Origin of the sequence: Paeniroseomonas aquatica, assembly GCF_030409335.1 — a bacterium.
GTDB classification, from domain to species: domain Bacteria; phylum Pseudomonadota; class Alphaproteobacteria; order Acetobacterales; family Acetobacteraceae; genus Belnapia; species Belnapia aquatica.
This window is the reverse complement of the sequence record NZ_JAUFPN010000205.1, coordinates 22,975-40,247: the sequence shown is the minus strand read 5'-3', so window position 1 is coordinate 40,247 and position 17,273 is coordinate 22,975. Positions and strand designations below refer to the sequence as shown.

General features: G+C 71.6%; 13 protein-coding genes and 1 tRNA gene. 5 read left to right on the top strand and 9 right to left on the bottom strand.

The window, feature by feature from the left end; all coding sequences use genetic code 11:
- Positions 1 to 3: 3 nt before the first annotated feature.
- The 5 genes from QWZ14_RS28025 to QWZ14_RS28005 all read right to left on the bottom strand — a co-directional run bounded on the left by QWZ14_RS28025 (position 4) and on the right by QWZ14_RS28005 (position 6,951).
- Positions 4 to 1,191 carry a beta/alpha barrel domain-containing protein gene (locus QWZ14_RS28025; RefSeq protein ID WP_290320348.1) on the bottom strand — a complete coding sequence of 396 codons (1,188 nt, stop codon included), beginning with the start codon at positions 1,189 to 1,191 and terminating at the stop codon, positions 4 to 6.
- Position 1,192: 1 nt separating this feature from the next.
- Positions 1,193 to 2,572, bottom strand: a complete 1,380-nt coding sequence (locus tag QWZ14_RS28020; RefSeq protein ID WP_290320347.1) for a class II 3-deoxy-7-phosphoheptulonate synthase — start codon at positions 2,570 to 2,572, stop codon at positions 1,193 to 1,195.
- A gap of 70 nt (positions 2,573 to 2,642) precedes the next feature.
- Positions 2,643 to 4,019: a glutathione-disulfide reductase gene (gene gorA / locus QWZ14_RS28015; RefSeq protein ID WP_290320346.1), complete on the bottom strand. Its 1,377-nt coding sequence runs from the start codon at positions 4,017 to 4,019 to the stop codon at positions 2,643 to 2,645.
- A gap of 76 nt (positions 4,020 to 4,095) precedes the next feature.
- A complete protein-coding gene (locus tag QWZ14_RS28010) occupies positions 4,096 to 5,328 on the bottom strand; it encodes a YeeE/YedE family protein (protein WP_290320345.1) in 1,233 nt (410 codons plus the stop codon).
- 144 nt (positions 5,329 to 5,472) lie between these two features.
- Positions 5,473 to 6,951, bottom strand: a complete 1,479-nt coding sequence (locus QWZ14_RS28005) for an NAD-dependent succinate-semialdehyde dehydrogenase (RefSeq protein ID WP_290320344.1) — start codon at positions 6,949 to 6,951, stop codon at positions 5,473 to 5,475.
- A 113-nt stretch (positions 6,952 to 7,064) separates the two neighbouring features.
- Between QWZ14_RS28005 and QWZ14_RS28000 the strand changes: the two genes are divergently transcribed.
- Together QWZ14_RS28000 and QWZ14_RS27995 are read left to right on the top strand one after the other, a co-directional pair.
- Entirely contained in the window at positions 7,065 to 7,853 is a 789-nt protein-coding gene (locus tag QWZ14_RS28000; protein ID WP_290320343.1) for a cyclase family protein, read from the top strand.
- A 271-nt stretch (positions 7,854 to 8,124) separates the two neighbouring features.
- Positions 8,125 to 9,453: a BamA/TamA family outer membrane protein gene (locus QWZ14_RS27995; protein WP_290320342.1), complete on the top strand. Its 1,329-nt coding sequence runs from the start codon at positions 8,125 to 8,127 to the stop codon at positions 9,451 to 9,453.
- Between the two features lie 6 nt (positions 9,454 to 9,459).
- Here the strand turns inward: QWZ14_RS27995 and glmS are convergent, their stop codons facing one another.
- Together glmS and glmU are read right to left on the bottom strand one after the other, a co-directional pair.
- The gene (gene glmS, locus QWZ14_RS27990) at positions 9,460 to 11,283 is read right to left on the bottom strand and encodes a glutamine--fructose-6-phosphate transaminase (isomerizing) (protein WP_290320341.1); all 1,824 of its coding nucleotides are present in this window, start codon (positions 11,281 to 11,283) and stop codon (positions 9,460 to 9,462) included.
- Positions 11,284 to 11,288: 5 nt separating this feature from the next.
- Positions 11,289 to 12,596, bottom strand: a complete 1,308-nt coding sequence (gene glmU, locus QWZ14_RS27985; RefSeq protein WP_408903752.1) for a bifunctional UDP-N-acetylglucosamine diphosphorylase/glucosamine-1-phosphate N-acetyltransferase GlmU — start codon at positions 12,594 to 12,596, stop codon at positions 11,289 to 11,291.
- 213 nt (positions 12,597 to 12,809) lie between these two features.
- Between glmU and QWZ14_RS27980 the strand changes: the two genes are divergently transcribed.
- Positions 12,810 to 13,508, top strand: coding sequence for an HAD-IA family hydrolase (locus QWZ14_RS27980; protein ID WP_290320339.1), 699 nt, complete (start codon positions 12,810 to 12,812; stop codon positions 13,506 to 13,508).
- Here the strand turns inward: QWZ14_RS27980 and QWZ14_RS27975 are convergent.
- A complete protein-coding gene (locus QWZ14_RS27975; RefSeq protein WP_290320338.1) occupies positions 13,440 to 14,294 on the bottom strand; it encodes a DUF3108 domain-containing protein in 855 nt (284 codons plus the stop codon). The two genes, QWZ14_RS27980 and QWZ14_RS27975, sit on opposite strands and share 69 nt — an antisense overlap.
- 36 nt (positions 14,295 to 14,330) lie before the next feature.
- The gene (locus tag QWZ14_RS27970) at positions 14,331 to 15,662 is read right to left on the bottom strand and encodes an LLM class flavin-dependent oxidoreductase (protein WP_290320337.1); all 1,332 of its coding nucleotides are present in this window, start codon (positions 15,660 to 15,662) and stop codon (positions 14,331 to 14,333) included.
- 219 nt (positions 15,663 to 15,881) lie between these two features.
- Here QWZ14_RS27970 and QWZ14_RS27965 point away from each other — a divergent pair.
- Both QWZ14_RS27965 and QWZ14_RS27960 read left to right on the top strand, forming a co-directional pair.
- Positions 15,882 to 15,956 (top strand) — tRNA-Val (locus tag QWZ14_RS27965).
- A gap of 172 nt (positions 15,957 to 16,128) precedes the next feature.
- Positions 16,129 to 17,262 (top strand): thiolase family protein, encoded by a 1,134-nt coding sequence (locus QWZ14_RS27960; RefSeq protein ID WP_290320336.1) that lies wholly within the window; start codon positions 16,129 to 16,131, stop codon positions 17,260 to 17,262.
- The last annotated feature ends 11 nt before the right edge of the window (positions 17,263 to 17,273 follow it).

The following is a 17,273-nucleotide window of genomic DNA, read 5'->3' as shown; positions in this document are numbered from 1 at the left end:
GCTTCAGCCCGGCGCGACGGCCCCGGTGCGCTTGCGCTCGCCGTTGCGGCGCAGCAGGAATTCGCGGCCGAGCTTGACCCGCGGCACCCCGTCATAGGCGACGATATCGGCGGTGGCATAGGTCTCGGACCAGGTGTCCGGGATGAAGCTGCCGGTGCCGACCACGTCGATCGGCGCGCGGGCCTCGGCCATCACCCGGCACTTCTGCACGCCGAAGCCGGAGGAGGCGACGATGCGGACCTTGGGGAAGCCGGCGGCGTCGAGCGCCTCCCGCATCTTCCAGACGGCGGCGGCGGAGACGCCGGTGCCGACCAGGTGGCGCAGCTCGGTCTCCGACCGGTAGCGGCGGATGGCGCCGGGGGCATGGCGTTCGAGCACGGCATAGCTCTCGGCCGGATCGAGCCCCTCGAGGAAGCGGCCGCCATGGGTGTCCAGCCGGAAGGCCAGGCGGCCGGCGGCGCCCAGCTCGGGGAAGCGCTGGCAGACGCCGAGCGCATCGGTCACCTCCCGCCCGAAGTAGTCGACCAGGACGGTGAGGTTCTCCTCCGGGTAGTTGGCATGGAACATCTCGGCGGCGCGGAGGGTGCTGCCGGCATAGCCGATCAGGGCATGCGGCATGGTGCCGAAGCCGCGCGAGGCGCCGAACCAGTGGGCGGTCGCGTCGGTGGCATTGCCGACGAAGCCGCGGGCCCCTTCCCGCTTGGCCGCCTCGCTGCCGACGCTGGCGGCATAGGCCATCATGTTGGCCATCTCGGCCCCGGCGCAGTGCCGGGCATCCATCGCCAGGAAGGCGACCGCCGGCAGTTCCAGGCACATCTGGTAGGCATTGTGCGCGGCGACGCAGGGCGGGCCGAGCTTCTGCAGATACAGGGTCTCGAGGTCGGCGAGCTGGGCGAAGGAGCCGGTGAGGTAGAGGATCGGATCGCCCGCCCCCACCCAGGTGCCCTCGGGGTGCATCACCTCGATGCCGAACTGGGTGCCGCGGTCCCGCGCCACGCCTTCCAGCCATTCGAGCATCAGCCGCGGCGCGCTGACCACCGGGCGGCGGAGGAAGACCGCATAGGTGACTTGGCAATCGCCGAAGCGCTGGACGATCGCCCGGGTGCGGTTGAAGTAGACGTCGGTATGGCTGGTGATCGCCGCATCCGGGCCTTCCGGTGGCGGGTCGCCCGGGGGAGGCAGCGCGTCCATGCTACTGCGCGGCCTGGGCCGGCAGCGAGGCGCTGGGCGCGCGCCGCGCCTTCAGCTCCGCCGCGATGAGGAAGGCCAGCTCGAGCGACTGCTCGGCGTTCAGCCGCGGGTCGCAGAAGGTCTGGTAGCGCAGCGCGAGGTCGGCCTCGGACAGGCGATGGGCGCCGCCGAGGCATTCGGTGACCTCCTGCCCGGTCATCTCGACATGCACGCCGCCGGGCTGGGTGCCTTCGGCCGCATGGGCGTCGAAGAAGCGGCGGACCTCGGTCAGCACCGCGTCGAAGGGCCGGGTCTTGTAGCCGCCGACGGTGGTGGTGTTGCCGTGCATCGGGTCCGAGAGCCAGACCACGTTGCGGCCGGCCCGCTTCACCGCGCGCAGCAGCGGCGGCAGCTTGGCCTCCAGCTTGTCGGCGCCCATGCGGGTGATGAGCGTGAGGCGGCCCATGGCATTGGCCGGGTTCAGGATCTCGGTGAGCTTCACAAGCTCATCCGCTTCCATGCTCGGGCCGACCTTCATGCCGATCGGGTTCTTCACCCCGCGCAGGAACTCGACATGGGCGCCATCAGGCTGGCGGGTGCGGTCGCCGATCCAGAGGAAGTGGGCCGAGCAGGCGTAGCTATCGCCGGTGGTGCTGTCGACCCGGGTCAGCGCCTGCTCGTAGGGCAGCAGCAGGCTTTCATGGGAGGTGTAGAAGTCGGTTTCCCGCACCTGCGGGCTGTCCGACATGCCGCAGGCCTGCATGAAGCTCAGCGTCTCGTCGATGCGCGAGGCGAGGTCCTGGTAGCGGGAGGCCAGCGGGCTGCGCTCGACGAAGCCGAGGTTCCAGCGATGCACCTGGTGCAGGTCGGCGTAGCCGCCGGTGGCGAAGGCGCGCAGCAGGTTCAGCGTGCCCGCCGACTGCATGTAGGCGAATTCCATCCGCGCCGGGTCGGGCAGCCGCGAGGCGGCGCTGAACTCCGGGCCGTTGATGATGTCGCCGCGGTAGGAGGGCAGGCTGACGCCGTCGACGGTTTCGGTATCGGAGGAGCGCGGCTTGGCGAATTGTCCCGCCATGCGGCCGAGCTTCACCACCGGGGTGCCGCCGCCGAAGGTCAGCACCACCGCCATCTGCAGCAGCACCCGGAAGGTGTCGCGGATGATGTTGGCGGTGAAGTCCTCGAAGCTCTCGGCGCAATCGCCGCCCTGCAGGACGAAGCCCTGGCCATGGCCGGCACGGGCCAGCGCGGCCTCGAGCCGCCGGGCCTCGCCGGCGAAGACCAGCGGGGGAAAGCGGGCGAGACGGGCCTCGACCTCGGCCAATTTCGCCATATCGGGGTAATCCGGCACCTGCCGGATCGGCATGTCCCGCCAGCTACCGGGGTGCCAACCGCGCGCGACCATTACTGCTTTCTCCCTTGGAATTGGCCAGCCTAGCCCATGCCGCGGCCCGGGTGAACCCAGGCGCGGGCCGCTATTCCGCCGCGGCCTGCAGCCCGGCCTGCCGGGTGCGGGTGCGCAACGTCACGAATTCCTCGGCCGCGGTCGGGTGGATGCCGATGGTGCGGTCGAAATCCTCCTTGGTCGCGCCCATGACTACGGCGATGCCGATGCCCTGCATGATCTCGGCCGCATCCTCCCCCAGCATATGGGCGCCGAGGATCTTCCGGCTTCGCTGGCAGACGACCAGCTTCATCAGGGTCTTGCGGCCTGGGCGACCGGTCATGACGTGCCGCATGGTGTTGAAGCGGGTGAGGTAGATGTCGACCGGGCCATGGATGACGGCATCCGCCTCAGTCAGCCCCACCGTGCCGATCGGCGGCGAGGTGAAGACGGCGGTGGGCACGTTCTCGTAGCTCGCCCGGCGCGGCATGTTGCCGAAGAGGGTATCGGCCAGGGCGTGGCCGACGGCGGTCGCCATCGGGGTCAGGTTCAGCTTGTCGGTCACGTCGCCGATCGCCCAGATGTTGGGGGCGGTGGTGCGGTGGTCGTCGTCGATCTCGACCGCGCCGAGGGCGGTGCACTCGACCCCGGCGGCGGCCAGGTTGAGACCCCGGGTATTGGGCGCCCGGCCGGTGGCAAACAGCACCGCATCGGCCTCCAGGCTGGCGCCGCCGAGCAGGCTGAGGCGGAGGTGGTCGCCCTGGCGGTCGAGCCGGGCGGGCGTCGTGTTGGGGTGCAGGCGGATGCCCTGGGCCTCCAGCGCCTCGGGCAGCGCCTCGCGGATGTCCTGGTCGAAGCCACGCAGCGGCAGGGCGCCGCGGAAGACCACGTCGACCTGGGCGCCGAGGGCCTGGAAGACGCAGGCGAACTCGAGCGCGATGTAGCCGGCGCCCACCACCAGCAGCCGCTTCGGCACCGACTGCAGGTCGAAGACGTCGTCCGAGAGCATGCCGAGCTCGGCGCCGGGCAGGTCCGGGCGGGTGGCACGGCCGCCGGTGGCGATGATGATCCGCTCGGCGGTGACGCGCTTGCCGCCGACATCCAGCGTATGCGCGTCGATGAAGGTGGCGCGGGCATCGAAGCTGGTGGCGCCAGCGCCGCCGAGCAGCCGGCCGTAGATGCCGTTCAGCCGGGCGACCTCGGCATCCCGCCGCGCGGCCAGCCTCGCCAGGTCGAAGGGACCCTTCGTCACCTCCCAGCCGAAGGCGGCGGCGTCGTCGGCCCAGAGGCCGTATTCGGCGGCATTGACCATGATCTTCTTCGGCACGCAGCCGACGTTGACGCAGGTGCCGCCCCAGAAGCGCTCCTCGGCGATGCCGACCCGGGCGCCATGGGTGGCGGCGATCCGGGCGGCGCGGACGCCGCCGGAGCCGCCGCCGATGACGAAGAGGTCGAAGTCGTAAGCCATGGTCAGCCCTCCGTTTCGGCGATCATATGCGATGGAAGGCCGCTCAGGGTAACCCCGGCCCGTCGGGAGAGCCGGTTCAGCAGCCGGTCTGGCGCGGCAGCCGCTCGACCTCCAGCCCGAAGACGGGGCGGATGCGGGTGCCGAGCACGTTGCCGAAGAAGGCGGCGACCATCCAGGCCCAGCCGTGCAGGCTGCCCGAGGCGATGCCGGAGAAATAGGCGCCGATGTTGCAGCCATGGGCCAGGCGCGCCCCATAGCCGAGCAGAAGCCCGCCGAAGACCGCGGCCAGGGCCGAGCGCAGCGGCACCCCCCATTTCGGGGCGAAGCGGCCGGCCAGGGCCGAGGCCAGCAGGGCGCCGAAGATGATGCCGAAATCCATGACCGAGGTGACATCGTTGAGCACGCTGCCCTCGAGCGCGGCGCGCTGGGCCGGGCTGGACCAGAAGGGCCAGCTCGCCGGGTCGAAGCCGATCAGCGCCGCGGCCTTGGAGCCCCACAGGGCGAAGGCGGAGGTGATGCCCCAGGGCCGGCCGGCCAGCGCCAGGGTGGCGAAGTTCAGCAGCGCCAGGGCGACGGCGCCGGCGACCAGCGGCCAGGGGCCGCGCAGCAGCCGGGGCAGGCCCTGGCGCGGGGCGGCATCGGGCTCGACCAGCCGGCCATGGCGGCGGCGCTCCAGCACCACGGTCAGCCAGGCGATGCCGGCGAAGACCGCGAGGTTGACGGCGATGGCAGGCACCGGGCCCCAGAGCTGCACCAGGGAGATGGGCGGCAGGTGCGGCAGCGCCGACCACCAGTGGAGGTGCGCCGCGCCGAGGGCCGAGCCGGCGACGAAGGCGGCAAGCGTCAGCAGCATCCGCACCGAGCCGCCGCCCACCGTATAGAGCGTGCCCGAGGCGCAGCCGCCGCCCATCTGCATGCCGATGCCGAAGATGAAGGCCCCGACCAGGACCGAGACGCCGACCGGCGCCACCAGCCCCTGCACCGGCTGGCCGAACAGGCTGCCGGCGGCCAGCACCGGGAAGAACAGCAGCACCGCGACCGCCAGCATGACCATCTGGGCGCGCAGGCCGGCCCCGCGGCGGTCGGCGATGAAGACCCGCCAGGCCGAGGTGAAGCCGAAGGCGGCATGGTACAGCACCAGGCCCAGCGCCGCCCCGAGCAGGTACAGCACCGCCTGGCGCGGGCTGACCACCTGGCCGAGCAGCCCGGCGCCGAGCAGCAGGATGGCGCCCGAGGCCAGCGCGGCGGGGGTATTGACGGCGACCCGTCGCGCCGGCAGCGGCGCGGCGGCACAGGTGGAGGCGGACATCGGCGCGGCTTCCCTGGCGTGACGCCGGGGAAATGGGACAGCCGAGGTCCGGTTTCCACCAGGAAAGGCAGGGCGGGGCACGAAACCCCGCCCTGCTATCCGTGCATGGCTAGCGATCCACGCCGAGGCGGCGTGGATCCCGGCTCAGGTGCCGATGCCGCCGAGCGCCAGGTACTTCACCTCGAGGTATTCCTCGATCCCGAGGTTGCTGCCCTCGCGGCCCAGGCCGGATTGCTTGACGCCACCGAAGGGGGCGACCTCGGTGCTGATCAGCCCCTCGTTGATGCCGATCATGCCGGCCTCGATCGCCTCCGCCACCCGGAAGATGCGGCCGACGTCGCGGGCGTAGAAATAGGCGGCCAGCCCGAAGGGGGTGTCGTTGGCGAGCTTGATGGCTTCCGCCTCGTCCTTGAAGCGGAACAGCGGGGCGACCGGGCCGAAGGTCTCCTCGGTGAAGATCATCGCGTCATGCGGGACATCGGCGAGGATCGTCGGCTCGAAGAAATTGCCGCCGCGGCTGTGGCGCTTGCCCCCCGTGACGATGGTGGCGCCGCGCTTGGTGGCGTCGGCGATGTGCTCCTCGACCTTCTCGACCGCCTCACGGTTGATCAGCGGGCCCTGGGTGACGTTGGCCTCCATGCCGTCGCCGACCTTCAGCGCCTCGACCGCGGTCTTCAGCTTGGCCGAGAAGGCGTCGTAGACGCCGTCCTGGACCAGGATGCGGTTGGCGCAGACGCAGGTCTGGCCGGTGTTGCGGTACTTCGACGCCATGGCGCCCTGCACCGCGGCGTCCAGATCCGCGTCGTCGAAGACGATGAAGGGGGCGTTGCCGCCGAGCTCCATGCTGGTCTTCTTGATGGTCGGCGCGCATTGCGCCAGCAGCAGGCGGCCGACATCGGTGGAGCCGGTGAAGGTCAGCTTGCGGACCAGCGGGTTGCTGGTCAGCTCCTTGCCGGTTTCGCCCGAGGGGCCGGTGATGACGTTGCAGACGCCGGGCGGCATGCCGGCGCGCTCGGCCAGCACGGCCAGGGCCAGGGCGCTGAAGGGCGTCTGCGAAGCCGGGCGGATGACGCCGGTGCAGCCGGCGGCCCAGCCGGGGCCGGTCTTGCGGGTGATCATCGCCGCCGGGAAGTTCCAGGGCGTGATGGCCGCGAAGACGCCGATCGGCTCCTTCGTCACGATGATGCGGCGGCCCTTGGCGTTCTGCGGAATGGTCTCGCCGTAGACGCGCTTGCCTTCCTCGGCGAACCACTCGATGAAGCTGGCGGCATAGGCGATCTCGCCCTTGCTCTCGGCCAGCGGCTTGCCCTGCTCGGCGGTCATGATGGCGGCGAGGTCGTCGGTATTCGCCAGCATGAGGTCGAAGAGGCGGCGCAGGATGGTGGCGCGGTCCTTGGCCAGCATGGCGCGCCAAGCGGGCTGGGCGCGGTTGGCGGCCTCGATGGCGCGGCGGGTCTCGGCCTGGCCCATGGCGGGCACGGTGCCGACCGCCTCGCCGGTCGAGGGATTGCGGACCGTCAGGGTCTTGCCGCTGTCGGCCTGGACCCATTGGCCGTCGATGCAATTGGCCTGGCGGAACAGCTCCGGGTCTTTCAGCGGCAGCTTTGCGAGGGCGTCGAGCATGATGGTCTCCTTCCCGAGGCCCGGAAGATAGGGCGGGGCATCCGCCGTGTCATCGCGTTGCCCGAAATCGCCTGCGCCCCTAGGCTTTCCGCAACCGGGGGGAGAGAACGTCCATGCCGCGCCGCATCATCGACATCTCGGTCCCGCTCAAGGCCGGGATCAGGTCCGACCCGCCCTGGGCGCTGCCGAAGATCGAGTACCATGACCACGACATGACGGCGCCGCCGATCGCCGCCTATTTCGGCATCGGCCTCGAGGCGCTGCCGGAGGGCAAGTACGCGGCGCGGGAGCAGGTGCAGATCTCGACCCATGCGGGCACCCATCTCGACAGCCCCTATCATTTCTTCCCACGCATGAACGAGGCATTGGTCCCCGGCGGCGAGCCGTCGATGCGGATCGACCAGGTGCCGCTCGACTGGTGCTTCCAGCCCGGGGTGAAGCTGGACTTCCGCCACCTGCCCGATGGCTACACCGTGCAGCCGGACGACGTGGCGGCGGAGCTCCGGCGGATCGGTCATGTGCTGGCGCCGCTCGAGATCGTCGTGGTGAACACCGCCGCGGGGCGGCGCTACGGCGAGGACGACTACGTCGACGTCGGCTGCGGCATGGGCCGCGCCGCGACGATGTTCCTGCTGGAGCAGGGCATCCGGCTCTGCGGCACCGATGCCTGGTCCTGGGACGTGCCCTTCAGCGTGACCAAGCGGCGGCTGGCCGAGGGCGCCTCGCCCGACATCATCTGGGAGGGGCACCGGGCCGGGCGGGAGATCGGCTATTGCCACCTCGAGAAGCTGCACAACCTGGAGGTGCTCCCGGCCGATGGCTTCATGGTCTCCTGCTTCCCGGTGAAGGTGCATGAGGGCTCGGCCGGCTGGACCCGGGCGGTGGCGATCCTGGACGGCTAGGCCGCCATGGGTGCCGGCGGCGGCAGCCGGCACGCCTTTCCCGGTGGCGCGGGCGCGGCGCTCCGAGCGGTAGCCCTGATCCGGATCAAGGACGGGGCGCCCGGAGTCTGTCAGGGGAAGGCAGCATCGCTGTCGGCTGGACGCGCCCCCGACAGCCCCGTGGAGCAAGGATGCAGCCTCGGTCCAGCCGATGCGCCCGCATGCCCGGAGGCAGGGACGCCGGCCGGGCATCGGTGATCCGGGCCGTCCTGCGGACGGCGGGCGTCCTGTGATGCGTGGGGTCCTGTCCGGGCATTTCCGAGGGGCGTGCGGGCGTCTCGTCGCCGGGACGCCCGGACTCCGCTGCCTCGCCGGGTCGCTGCTCGGGTGGATCCTCTGCCTGGCCGGTGCCTTCGCCCAGCCGGGCGCACCGCAACCCGGCGGTCCCGTGCAGGCGCCAAGCTTCCTCAACGCCCTCAACTTCCGCGACCTGCCTTTCATCCCCATCCCGGAAGTCGGTACCGACCCCAACAGCGGCACGACCACCGGGCTGCTGTCGGTGTTCCTGACCACCGACGAGCAGCGGGAGATCCGGCGCATCCTCGCGCCGGATGTCATCCATCATCCGGATTTCGGCTTCGGCAGCCGCGGCCGGATCTTCAGCTACCCTTCGGAGGATACCCAGTGGTACGTCGTCGGCGGGCTGAAGCAGCGGGTGGAGCGGGAGTTCGACGCGCTCTACACCACCGGCCGGCTGCGCCAGGAGGCATGGTCCTGGTCTGTCCAGGCAGTCTACGACCGCAGCGGCACTTCGCGCTTCTTCGGTATCGGCAACGGAGCGCGGCGTGCGGACCAGACGAATTTCGTCACCGGGCAGGCCTTCGCCGAGGTCAGGGTCGGCTGGAATGCGAGCCATGACTGGCAGGTCGCCTACCTGCTGCGTCCGCGCTGGGTCGATGTCGAGGCCGGCGTGTCCCGGGAACTCCCTTCGATCCAGGCCGTGTTCCCCGGCACCGGCCGGCTCGGCGCCGGCTACGATCTGCTCAACCTGCTCTCCGTCACCTACGATACGCGTGATTCGCTCGATGTCCCGACCCGCGGCGTCGCGCTCGCGGCCTATGCCGGCGTGTCGCCCCCGGTCGGCAGTGCCGCCTCCTATTCCGTCGCAGGGATCGACGCCCGGCACTTCTGGCCGGTGGCGCGCGACCTCATCGTCGCCAGCCATGCCGCCTTGCGCACCATGCCGACCGGCGTCACCCCACCGTTCTGGGCCCTGGGCAGCCTGGGCGGCGACCGCAGCGTGCTGGCCGGCGCGCAGCCGCTGCGCGGGTTCGGCGCCGGCCGCTTCATCGACCGGAATGCCGTCTCGGCAAGCCTGGAGCTGCGTTACACCATGCTCGACCTGGATCTGTTCAAGACGACCCTGAGCGTCGAGCTGGCCCCGTTCGTCGAGGTCGGGCGCGTGTACCACGACCTCACGGGCAACCCGCTCGCCTCGCTCCACGCCGTGGGCGGGCTCGGGTTCCGTGCCGTGGCCCGGCCGTTCATCGTCGGCTATGTCGATATCGGCTATGGCAGCGAGGGCCTCGCCGTCTTCTCCGGGATCAAGTATCCGTTCTGACCGCCGCTATTCCACCGTCACGCTCTTCGCCAGGTTGCGCGGCTGGTCCACGTCGGTGCCCTTCAGCACCGCCACGTGATAGGCCAGCAGCTGCACCGGGATGGCGTAGAGGATGGGCGTCGAGAATTCGCCGACCTTCGGCAGGATGATGACCCGCTCGGCGAAGCGCGAGAGCGCCGCGGCACCCTCGGCATCGGTGAAGGCCATGACCCGGCCGCCGCGCGCCGCGGCCTCCTGCAGGTTGCTCGCGGTCTTCTCGAACAGCGGGCCCGAGGGGCAGAGGGCGATGACCGGCACCTCGCTGTCGATCAGCGCGATCGGGCCGTGCTTCATCTCGCCGGCGGCATAGCCCTCGGCATGGATGTAGCTGATCTCCTTCAGCTTCAGCGCGCCCTCGAGGGCGATGGGGTAGAGCGCGCCGCGGCCGAGGAAGAGCACGTCGCGCGCCTTGGCCACTTCGACGGCGAGGGCCCGGATCTGCGCGTCCTGTTCCAGGATGGCGGCGGCGTGGCTGGGCACTTCCAGCAGGGTCTGCGCGAGGCGGCCTTCGTCCAGCGTCGAGAGCTCGCGCCGGGCACGGCCGAAGCCGATGGCGAGGCAGGCGAGCACCGCGAGCTGGGCGGTGAAGGCCTTGGTCGAGGCGACGCCGATCTCGGGCCCGGCGACGGTCAGCAGCGCGCCATGGCTCTCCCGCGCCATGGAGGATTCCGGCACGTTGACCACCGAGAGCACGTGCTGCCCGGCGTCCTTCAGCAGCCGCAGCGCGGCCATGTTGTCCGCCGTCTCGCCGGACTGGCTGATGAGGATGGCCGCGCCCCCTTCGGCCAGCGGCGGGTTGCGGTAGCGGAACTCGGAGGCGACATCGGCATCGACCGGCAGCCGGGCGAGCTGCTCGATCCAGTAGCGCCCGACCATGCCGGCAAGGAAGGCGGAGCCGCAGGCGGAGATGGTGAGGCGGGTGATCTTGGCGGGGTCGAAGGGCAGCCGCGGCAGGCGCACCTCCAGCGTCTTCGGGTCGAGGTACTGCCGCAGCGTGTCGCCGAGCACCGCGGGGTGCTCGTGCAGCTCCTTCTCCATGAAGTGGCGGTAGTTGCCGCGGCCGACGGCGGCGCCGGAGACGGCGGTGACCACCACCTTGCGGGAGACCGGCTGATGCGCCGCGTCGTAGAATTGCGCGCCGTCGTCGGTCAGCTCGGCCCAGTCGCCTTCCTCCAGGTAGGCGATGCGGCGGGTGAGCGGGGCGAGGGCCAGCGCGTCGGAGCCGACGAACATCTCGCCCTCGCCGTAGCCGATGGCGAGCGGCGCGCCCTGGCGCGCGGCCAGCAGCAGGCGCGGATGGCCGGCGAAGATGGCGGCGAGCGCGAAGGCGCCATGCACCCGCTTCAGCGCGGCGGCGAAGGCGGCCTGCGGCGTGCGGCCCTGGTGCAGGAAGTCGTCGACCAGGCGGACGAAGGTCTCGGTGTCCGTCTCGGTCTCGAAGACCGCGCCCTTGCCTTCGAGTTCGGCGCGCAGCTCGGCGTGGTTCTCGATGATGCCGTTGTGCACCACGCTGACCCGGGCGGTGCTGTGCGGATGCGCGTTGCGCTCGGTGGGGGCGCCATGGGTCGCCCAGCGGGTATGGCCGATGCCGGTGGTGCCGGGCAGCGGGTCGCGCTCCAGCACGGCCGCGAGGTTGCCGAGCTTGCCCTCGGCGCGGCGGCGGTCGATTGCGCCCTCCACCAGGGTGGCGATGCCGGCGCTGTCGTAGCCGCGGTATTCCAGGCGCCGCAGCGCTTCCAGCAGCAGCGGGGCCGCGCTTGCCTTGCCGATGACGCCGACGATGCCGCACATGATGATTAGCCTTTCTTGCCCTTGAAGCCGCGCCCGGGCTTGTTCGCCTGCCGGCCGCGGGCGATGCCCATGGCGTCGTCCGGCACGTCCTCGGTGATGACGCTGCCGGCCGCGACCAGGGCGCGGTCGCCGATCCGCACCGGGGCGACCAGCGCGGTGTCGCTGCCGATGAAGGCGCCGGCGCCGATCTCGGTGCGGTGCTTGGCCACGCCGTCGTAGTTGCAGGTGATGGTGCCGGCGCCGATGTTGGACCCGGCGCCGACGGCCGCATCGCCGAGGTAGCTCAGGTGGTTGGCCTTGGCGCCGCGGCCGAGGGTGGTCGCCTTCAGCTCGACGAAATTGCCGACATGCGCCGCCTCCCCCACCTCGGTGCCCGGGCGCAGCCGGGCATAGGGGCCGATGACGGCGCCGCGGCGGACCAGGCAGCCCTCGAGGTGGCTGAAGGCGCGGATCTCGACCTCGTCCTCGACCGTCACGCCGGGGGCGAAGACCACGTTGGGGCCGATGGTGACGTCCTGGCCGAGCACCGTGTCCCAGGCAAGGAAGACGGTCTCCGGCGCGACGAGGGTGGCGCCGCCGGCCATCGCGGCGGCGCGCAGGCGGGACTGCATCCCGGCCTCCAGCACGGCGAGCTCGGCCCGGCTGTTGGCGCCGGCGAGGTCGGCCTCGGCGGCCTCCTCGGCCACCACGCGGCGGCCGTCGGCCACGGCCAGCGCCACGATGTCGGTCAGGTAGTACTCGCCCTTGGCGTTCTCCGGCCGCACCGCGTCCAGCCAGCGGAACAGGTCGGCGGCGGGGGCGCAGACGACGCCGGCGTTGCAGAGCGGGATGGCGCGCTCGGCCGCGTCGGCATCGGCCCATTCGACCACCCGCGCCACGTCGCCCGCCGCATCGGCCACCACGCGGCCGTAGCGGCCGGGGTCGGCCGGGCGCATCGCCAGCAGGGCCAGCCCGGCCTCGGCCCGGCGGGTGACCAGGCGGTGCAGGGTCTCGACCGGGATCAGCGGATTGTCGGCGTAGAGCACCGCGACGTCGCCGGGGAAGTCCCGCAGCAGCCCGGCCGCCTGCGCTGCGGCATGGCCGGTGCCCAGGCGCTCGGCCTGCACAACCGTCGCATGCGGCCGGGCGGCGGCCTCGAGCGCCGGCATCCCCGGCCCGACCACCACCACGATGCGGTCGAAGACCTGCTCGCAGGCGGCGATCAGGTGGTTGAGCATGGGCCGGCCGGCGACCGGGTGCAGCGCCTTGGGCAGGCTGCTGCACATGCGGGTCCCGAGACCGGCGGCGAGGATGATGGCGGCGGGCATGGGCATCTCCGGTAGTCGCTGGCGGGTGGTGGCGGCAAGCCCCCCGGGGAGGGGAAGGGGGCCGAAGGAGGTCAAGTCGGATTGCCGGATGTGACACCGATACACTATCCGAACGGTGAAACGGGAAACGGCCCGCGGCAACCGTCGGGACGCCGCGCAGGCCTCCGCCCCGGGGCCCGCATGGATTGCCCTCGGACCGCCGGCGCGGCAGGGTGGGGCATGCATCCTGTAGCCGTATTCGACCTCGATGGCACGCTGGTGGACAGCGCGCCCGACATCCATGCGGCCCTGGACCGGCTGGCGGCCGGCCTCGGCCTGCCCGGCTACAGCCGGCCCGAGGTCGTCGGGATGATCGGCGACGGGGTCCGGAGGCTGGTGGAGCGTGCCCTGGCCGCCCGCGGCCGGCCCTTCGAGGAAGCGGCGCTGGACGCCTTCGCCGCCGACTACACCGCCCGCGCGGCGGAGCGGACCGCGCTGTTTCCCGGCATCGCCGCGGTGCTGGCGGGGCTGGAGGCAGCGGGCTGGCGGCTGGCGGTCTGCACCAACAAGCCGGCGGCGGCGACCGCGGCGCTGCTCGGGGCGCTCGGCCTCGCCGGGCGATTCGCCGCGGTCGGCGGCGGCGACAGCTTCCCCACCCGCAAGCCGGACCCGGCGCATGTGCAGGCGACGCTGGCGCTGGCCGGGGGCAGCCCCGACCGGGCCATCATGATCGGCGACCACCGCAACGACGTTATCGCGGGCGCCGGGGCGGGCCTGCCCTGCATCTTCGCCGCCTGGGGCTACGGGACCCCGGCCATGGCCGAGGGGGCCACGGCGGTGGCGGCACGGCCGGAGGAGCTGGCCGAACTGCTACCGGCCCTGCTGGCCCGGCCGCGGACCGGCCTCGGGGGCGCCGCCCTGGGCCACCGCCTGGCCTGAGCCGGCCGAGGCGATCGAGACCAGCGTCGCCCGGACCGGGCCGAACCAGCGGGTCGGCATCTCGATCAGCACCGGCACCGGCCCTGCCCCCGGCCAGGGATGGCCGAGCCAGGCGGTGGCGGGGTGCGGGATCTTCGCCTCGGCCTCGCGGTCCTGGTCGAGCCGGAAACCGGCGAGGATGCGGCTCTCGAAGGCGCAGCGGAGCGCCGGGCCGGCATAGCCCGCCGAGGCCGGCATGACGTCCTGGCTGACGGTGCGGACACTGTAGTTGGACCGGCGACGGCCGTCGAAGACCTGGGCGGTGGTGTCGCAGCGGCCGGTGCGGGACACGCTGCGGACCAGCTTGGCCAGGGCCGAGAGCCCATCCATGGTGTCCTGCCGCAGCGCCGCGGGCACCGGCTCCCGCTCGCCGTCGTTCGGCGGCTCAAGGGCGCGGAGCTGGGGCATGCCGGCGGGGGCATAGTCGATGGCGACCACCCGGCGCTTGCCGCGGAAGGTGCCCTCCTGGCGGTAGCGGTCGGGGATGGGGTGGTTGCCCTCCCAGCGGCCCTCGACCGAGGTCACCTGCTCGCCGCTGGCGAGCCAGGCGGCGACGCCGCGCATCCGGCTCTGGATGCGGATGGCGTAGCGCGGGCCCTCGAGGTCGAAGGTGGCGTCGAACTGCATGATGGTCATGCCGCCGGCGGTGGCCTCGTAGCGGGCGACCAGCGGCGTCGCCCCGGCATCGGCCGGTGCCAGGGTGGCGAACAGGGCGGAACAGCCGGCGAGCAGGTGTCGGTTTCCCATGCCGCTGGATATGGCCCCTGCCCGCCCCGCCGCAACTCAGCCGGCGGGGAAGAAGCGGCTCTTCGGCCGTGGCAGGCCGAGGTTCTCCCGCAGCGTGCGGCCCTCGTATTCCCGGCGGAAGATGCCGCGACGCTGCAGCTCGGGCACCACCTGGTCGACGAAATCGTCGAGCCCGCCGGGCAGCCAGGGGAACATCACGTTGAAGCCATCGGAGCCGCCCTCGACCAGCCACTGCTCCATCTCGTCGGCGATGGTCGCGGGGGTGCCGACCATGGCGAGGCCGCCGTAGCCGCCGAGGCGCTGGGCGAGCTGGCGGACGGTCAGCCCCTCCCGCTCGGCCAGGGCGATGGTGCGCTCGCGGCCGCTCTTGCTCTGGTTGGTGTCGGGAATGGGCGGCAGCGGGCTGTCCGGGTCGAAGCGGCTGGCATCGGTGCCGAGGGCGATCGAGAGCGAGGCGATGGCGCTGTCGTAGTGCACCAGGCTGTCGAGATGGGCGCGCTTGGCGCGCGCCTCGGCCACCGTGTCGCCCACCACGACGAAGGCGCCGGGCAGGATCTTCAGGTGGTCCGGGTCGCGGCCGAGCCGGGCCATGCGCCCCTTGATGTCGGCGTAGAAGGCCTTCCCCTCGGCCAGCGTCGCCTGGCTGGCGAAGACCGCCTCGGCGGTCTCGGCGGCGATCTGCCGCCCGGCCTCGGAGGCGCCGGCCTGGACGATGACCGGCCAGCCCTGGACCGGGCGGGCGACGTTCAGGGGGCCGCGGACGCTGAACTCGGGGCCCTTGTGGTCCAGCACATGGACCCGGTCGGGGTCGAAGTAGATGCCGCTGCCCGCGTCGCGGATCAGCGCGTCGTCGGCCCAGCCGTCCCAGAGGCCGGTGACGACGTCGAAGAACTCGCGGGCGCGCTGGTAGCGCTCGCCATGCGGCATGTGCTCGTCATGGCCGAAGTTCTTGGCCGCGTCGGGGTTCGAGGTGGTGACCAGGTTCCAGCCGGCGCGGCCGCCGCTGATGTGGTCGAGCGAGGCGAATTTCCGGGCGATGTGGTAGGGCTCGTTGTAGGTCGTGCTCGCGGTGGCGATCAGCCCGATGTGCTCGGTGACGGCGGCGAGCGCCGGCAGCAGGGTCAGCGGGTCGAAGCTGCTGACGGTATGGCTGCGCTTCAGCGCCTCGACCGGCATGTTCAGCAGCGCCAGGTGGTCGGCCATGAAGAAGGCATCGAACCGGCCGCGCTCCAGCGTCTGGATGAAGCGCTTGTAGTGGGCGAAGTTGAAGTTGGCGTCCGGGAAGGCGCCGGGGTAGCGCCAGGCGCCGGTATGGATGCTCACCGGCCGCATGAAGGCGCCCAGGCGCAACTGCCGTCTGCTGCTCATCGAAGGGACCTTTCGCGGGCCGGTCATCGTCGCCGCCGAAGTTGCGGCGGCGGCGGCCCGCCCGCAAGGCTCGGCGGCATCCATCCGGCGGATACGATCCATCCAGCGAATGCGGGGGCGACCCGTGGCGCCGCGGAGCCAATATCCACCCGGAACGGCGGCGGAAGGGGCTTGCGCCGGGGCGGCGTTGCCCTTACTAACCCGCTCCCAACACGGTTCGGGCGCGTAGCTCAGCGGTAGAGCATTCGCTTCACACGCGAAGGGTCACAGGTTCAATCCCTGTCGCGCCCACCACCGGTTCCCTCCCCTTCCAGCCGATGCGACGACGTCCCGGCCGCTATTGCCGGCCGCGCGGGCTGCACGCTAGCGTGGCGGCGAGACGCCCTGGTCCGGGGGCGCCGCCGAGGGGAAACGCAGGAATGAACGAACTGCCGCCAGGGCGCCCTGCGTCCCCGGTCTCCGGCGCATGACCCCCGCCTTCCATCGCCTCAAGGACCGGATCGCGGTCGTCGGCGTCGGCAATACCGCCTATGGCAACTTCCCGCATACCGACGACTACGGCCTCGGCGCCGAGGCCTTCCGCCGCGCCGTCGAGGATTGCGGCCTGGACAAGAACCAGGTCGACGGGCTCGGCGTCTGCCGCCTGCCCTACTACGCGCGCATGGGCGAGATCCTCGGGCTGAACCCGCGCTGGACCGTGCAATTCCCGGCGCATGGCCGGATGTCCGCCATGGCCATCATCGAGGCGGCGGCGGCGCTCGAGGCCGGGCTCTGCGACTATGCCGCGCTGATCTACGCCAATATCGGCCGCTCCCGGCGGGTGAACTACGGCGGCGAGGAAAGCCCCGGCGTCTGGGACCCCTATGGCTACACCTCGCCGGGGGCGGCGCATGCGCTGATGTTCCAGCGGCACATGGCGCTCTATGGCACCACCACCCGGCAGCTGGCCGAGGTCTCGGTCGCCATCCGCCACCATGCCTGCCTCAACCCCGATGCGGTGATGAAGCAGCCGATCACCATCGAGGACCATGAAGCGGCGCGGCCCATCACTGCGCCGCTGCGGCTGCTGGACTACTGCCTGATCAACGACGGCGCGGTCTGCCTGATCCTGACGACGAAGGAGCGGGCGCGAGACCTGCGGAAGCGGCCGGTGATGATCTCCGGCATCGGCGCGCGCGAGGCCTACACCAATGCCTCGCTGCCCAATTTCGACCGCAACTTCTGGTACGACGAGGTGCGCGACGTCGCGGACCAGGCCTATGGCATGGCGGGCGTCGGGCCGGGGGATGTCGATGCGCTGATGTGCTACGACAATTTCAGCCCGACCGTGCTGTTCAGCCTGGAAGGCCTCGGCTTCTGCAAGCAGGGCGAGAGCGGCGGCTTCGTCGAGGGCGGCACGCTGCGGCTCGGTGGCAGGCTGCCGACCAATACCGACGGCGGGCATCTGTCCAATTCCTACATGCAGGGCTGGGCGCTGAACGTCGAGGCGGTGCGGCAGATCCGCGGCGAATGCGGCGCCCGCCAGGTGCCGGATGCGCAGGTGGTGCAATTCGCCGCCACCACGCCCTGCTCGCGCTCCATCATCTACACCCCCGGCTGAGCGGAGGCCCC

Excerpts from the sequence above, each read along its gene's own strand:
- QWZ14_RS28025 (WP_290320348.1), bottom strand. The coding sequence starts at position 1,191 with ATGGACGCGCTGCCTCCCCCGGGCGACCCGCCACCGGAAGGCCCGGAT.
- QWZ14_RS28020 (WP_290320347.1), bottom strand. The coding sequence starts at position 2,572 with ATGGTCGCGCGCGGTTGGCACCCCGGTAGCTGGCGGGACATGCCGATC.
- gorA (WP_290320346.1), bottom strand. The coding sequence starts at position 4,019 with ATGGCTTACGACTTCGACCTCTTCGTCATCGGCGGCGGCTCCGGCGGC.
- QWZ14_RS28010 (WP_290320345.1), bottom strand. The coding sequence starts at position 5,328 with ATGTCCGCCTCCACCTGTGCCGCCGCGCCGCTGCCGGCGCGACGGGTC.
- QWZ14_RS28005 (WP_290320344.1), bottom strand. The coding sequence starts at position 6,951 with ATGCTCGACGCCCTCGCAAAGCTGCCGCTGAAAGACCCGGAGCTGTTC.
- QWZ14_RS28000 (WP_290320343.1), top strand. The coding sequence starts at position 7,065 with ATGCCGCGCCGCATCATCGACATCTCGGTCCCGCTCAAGGCCGGGATC.
- QWZ14_RS27995 (WP_290320342.1), top strand. The coding sequence starts at position 8,125 with ATGCGTGGGGTCCTGTCCGGGCATTTCCGAGGGGCGTGCGGGCGTCTC.
- glmS (WP_290320341.1), bottom strand. The coding sequence starts at position 11,283 with ATGTGCGGCATCGTCGGCGTCATCGGCAAGGCAAGCGCGGCCCCGCTG.
- glmU (WP_408903752.1), bottom strand. The coding sequence starts at position 12,596 with ATGCCCATGCCCGCCGCCATCATCCTCGCCGCCGGTCTCGGGACCCGC.
- QWZ14_RS27980 (WP_290320339.1), top strand. The coding sequence starts at position 12,810 with ATGCATCCTGTAGCCGTATTCGACCTCGATGGCACGCTGGTGGACAGC.
- QWZ14_RS27975 (WP_290320338.1), bottom strand. The coding sequence starts at position 14,294 with ATGGGAAACCGACACCTGCTCGCCGGCTGTTCCGCCCTGTTCGCCACC.
- QWZ14_RS27970 (WP_290320337.1), bottom strand. The coding sequence starts at position 15,662 with ATGAGCAGCAGACGGCAGTTGCGCCTGGGCGCCTTCATGCGGCCGGTG.
- QWZ14_RS27960 (WP_290320336.1), top strand. The coding sequence starts at position 16,129 with ATGACCCCCGCCTTCCATCGCCTCAAGGACCGGATCGCGGTCGTCGGC.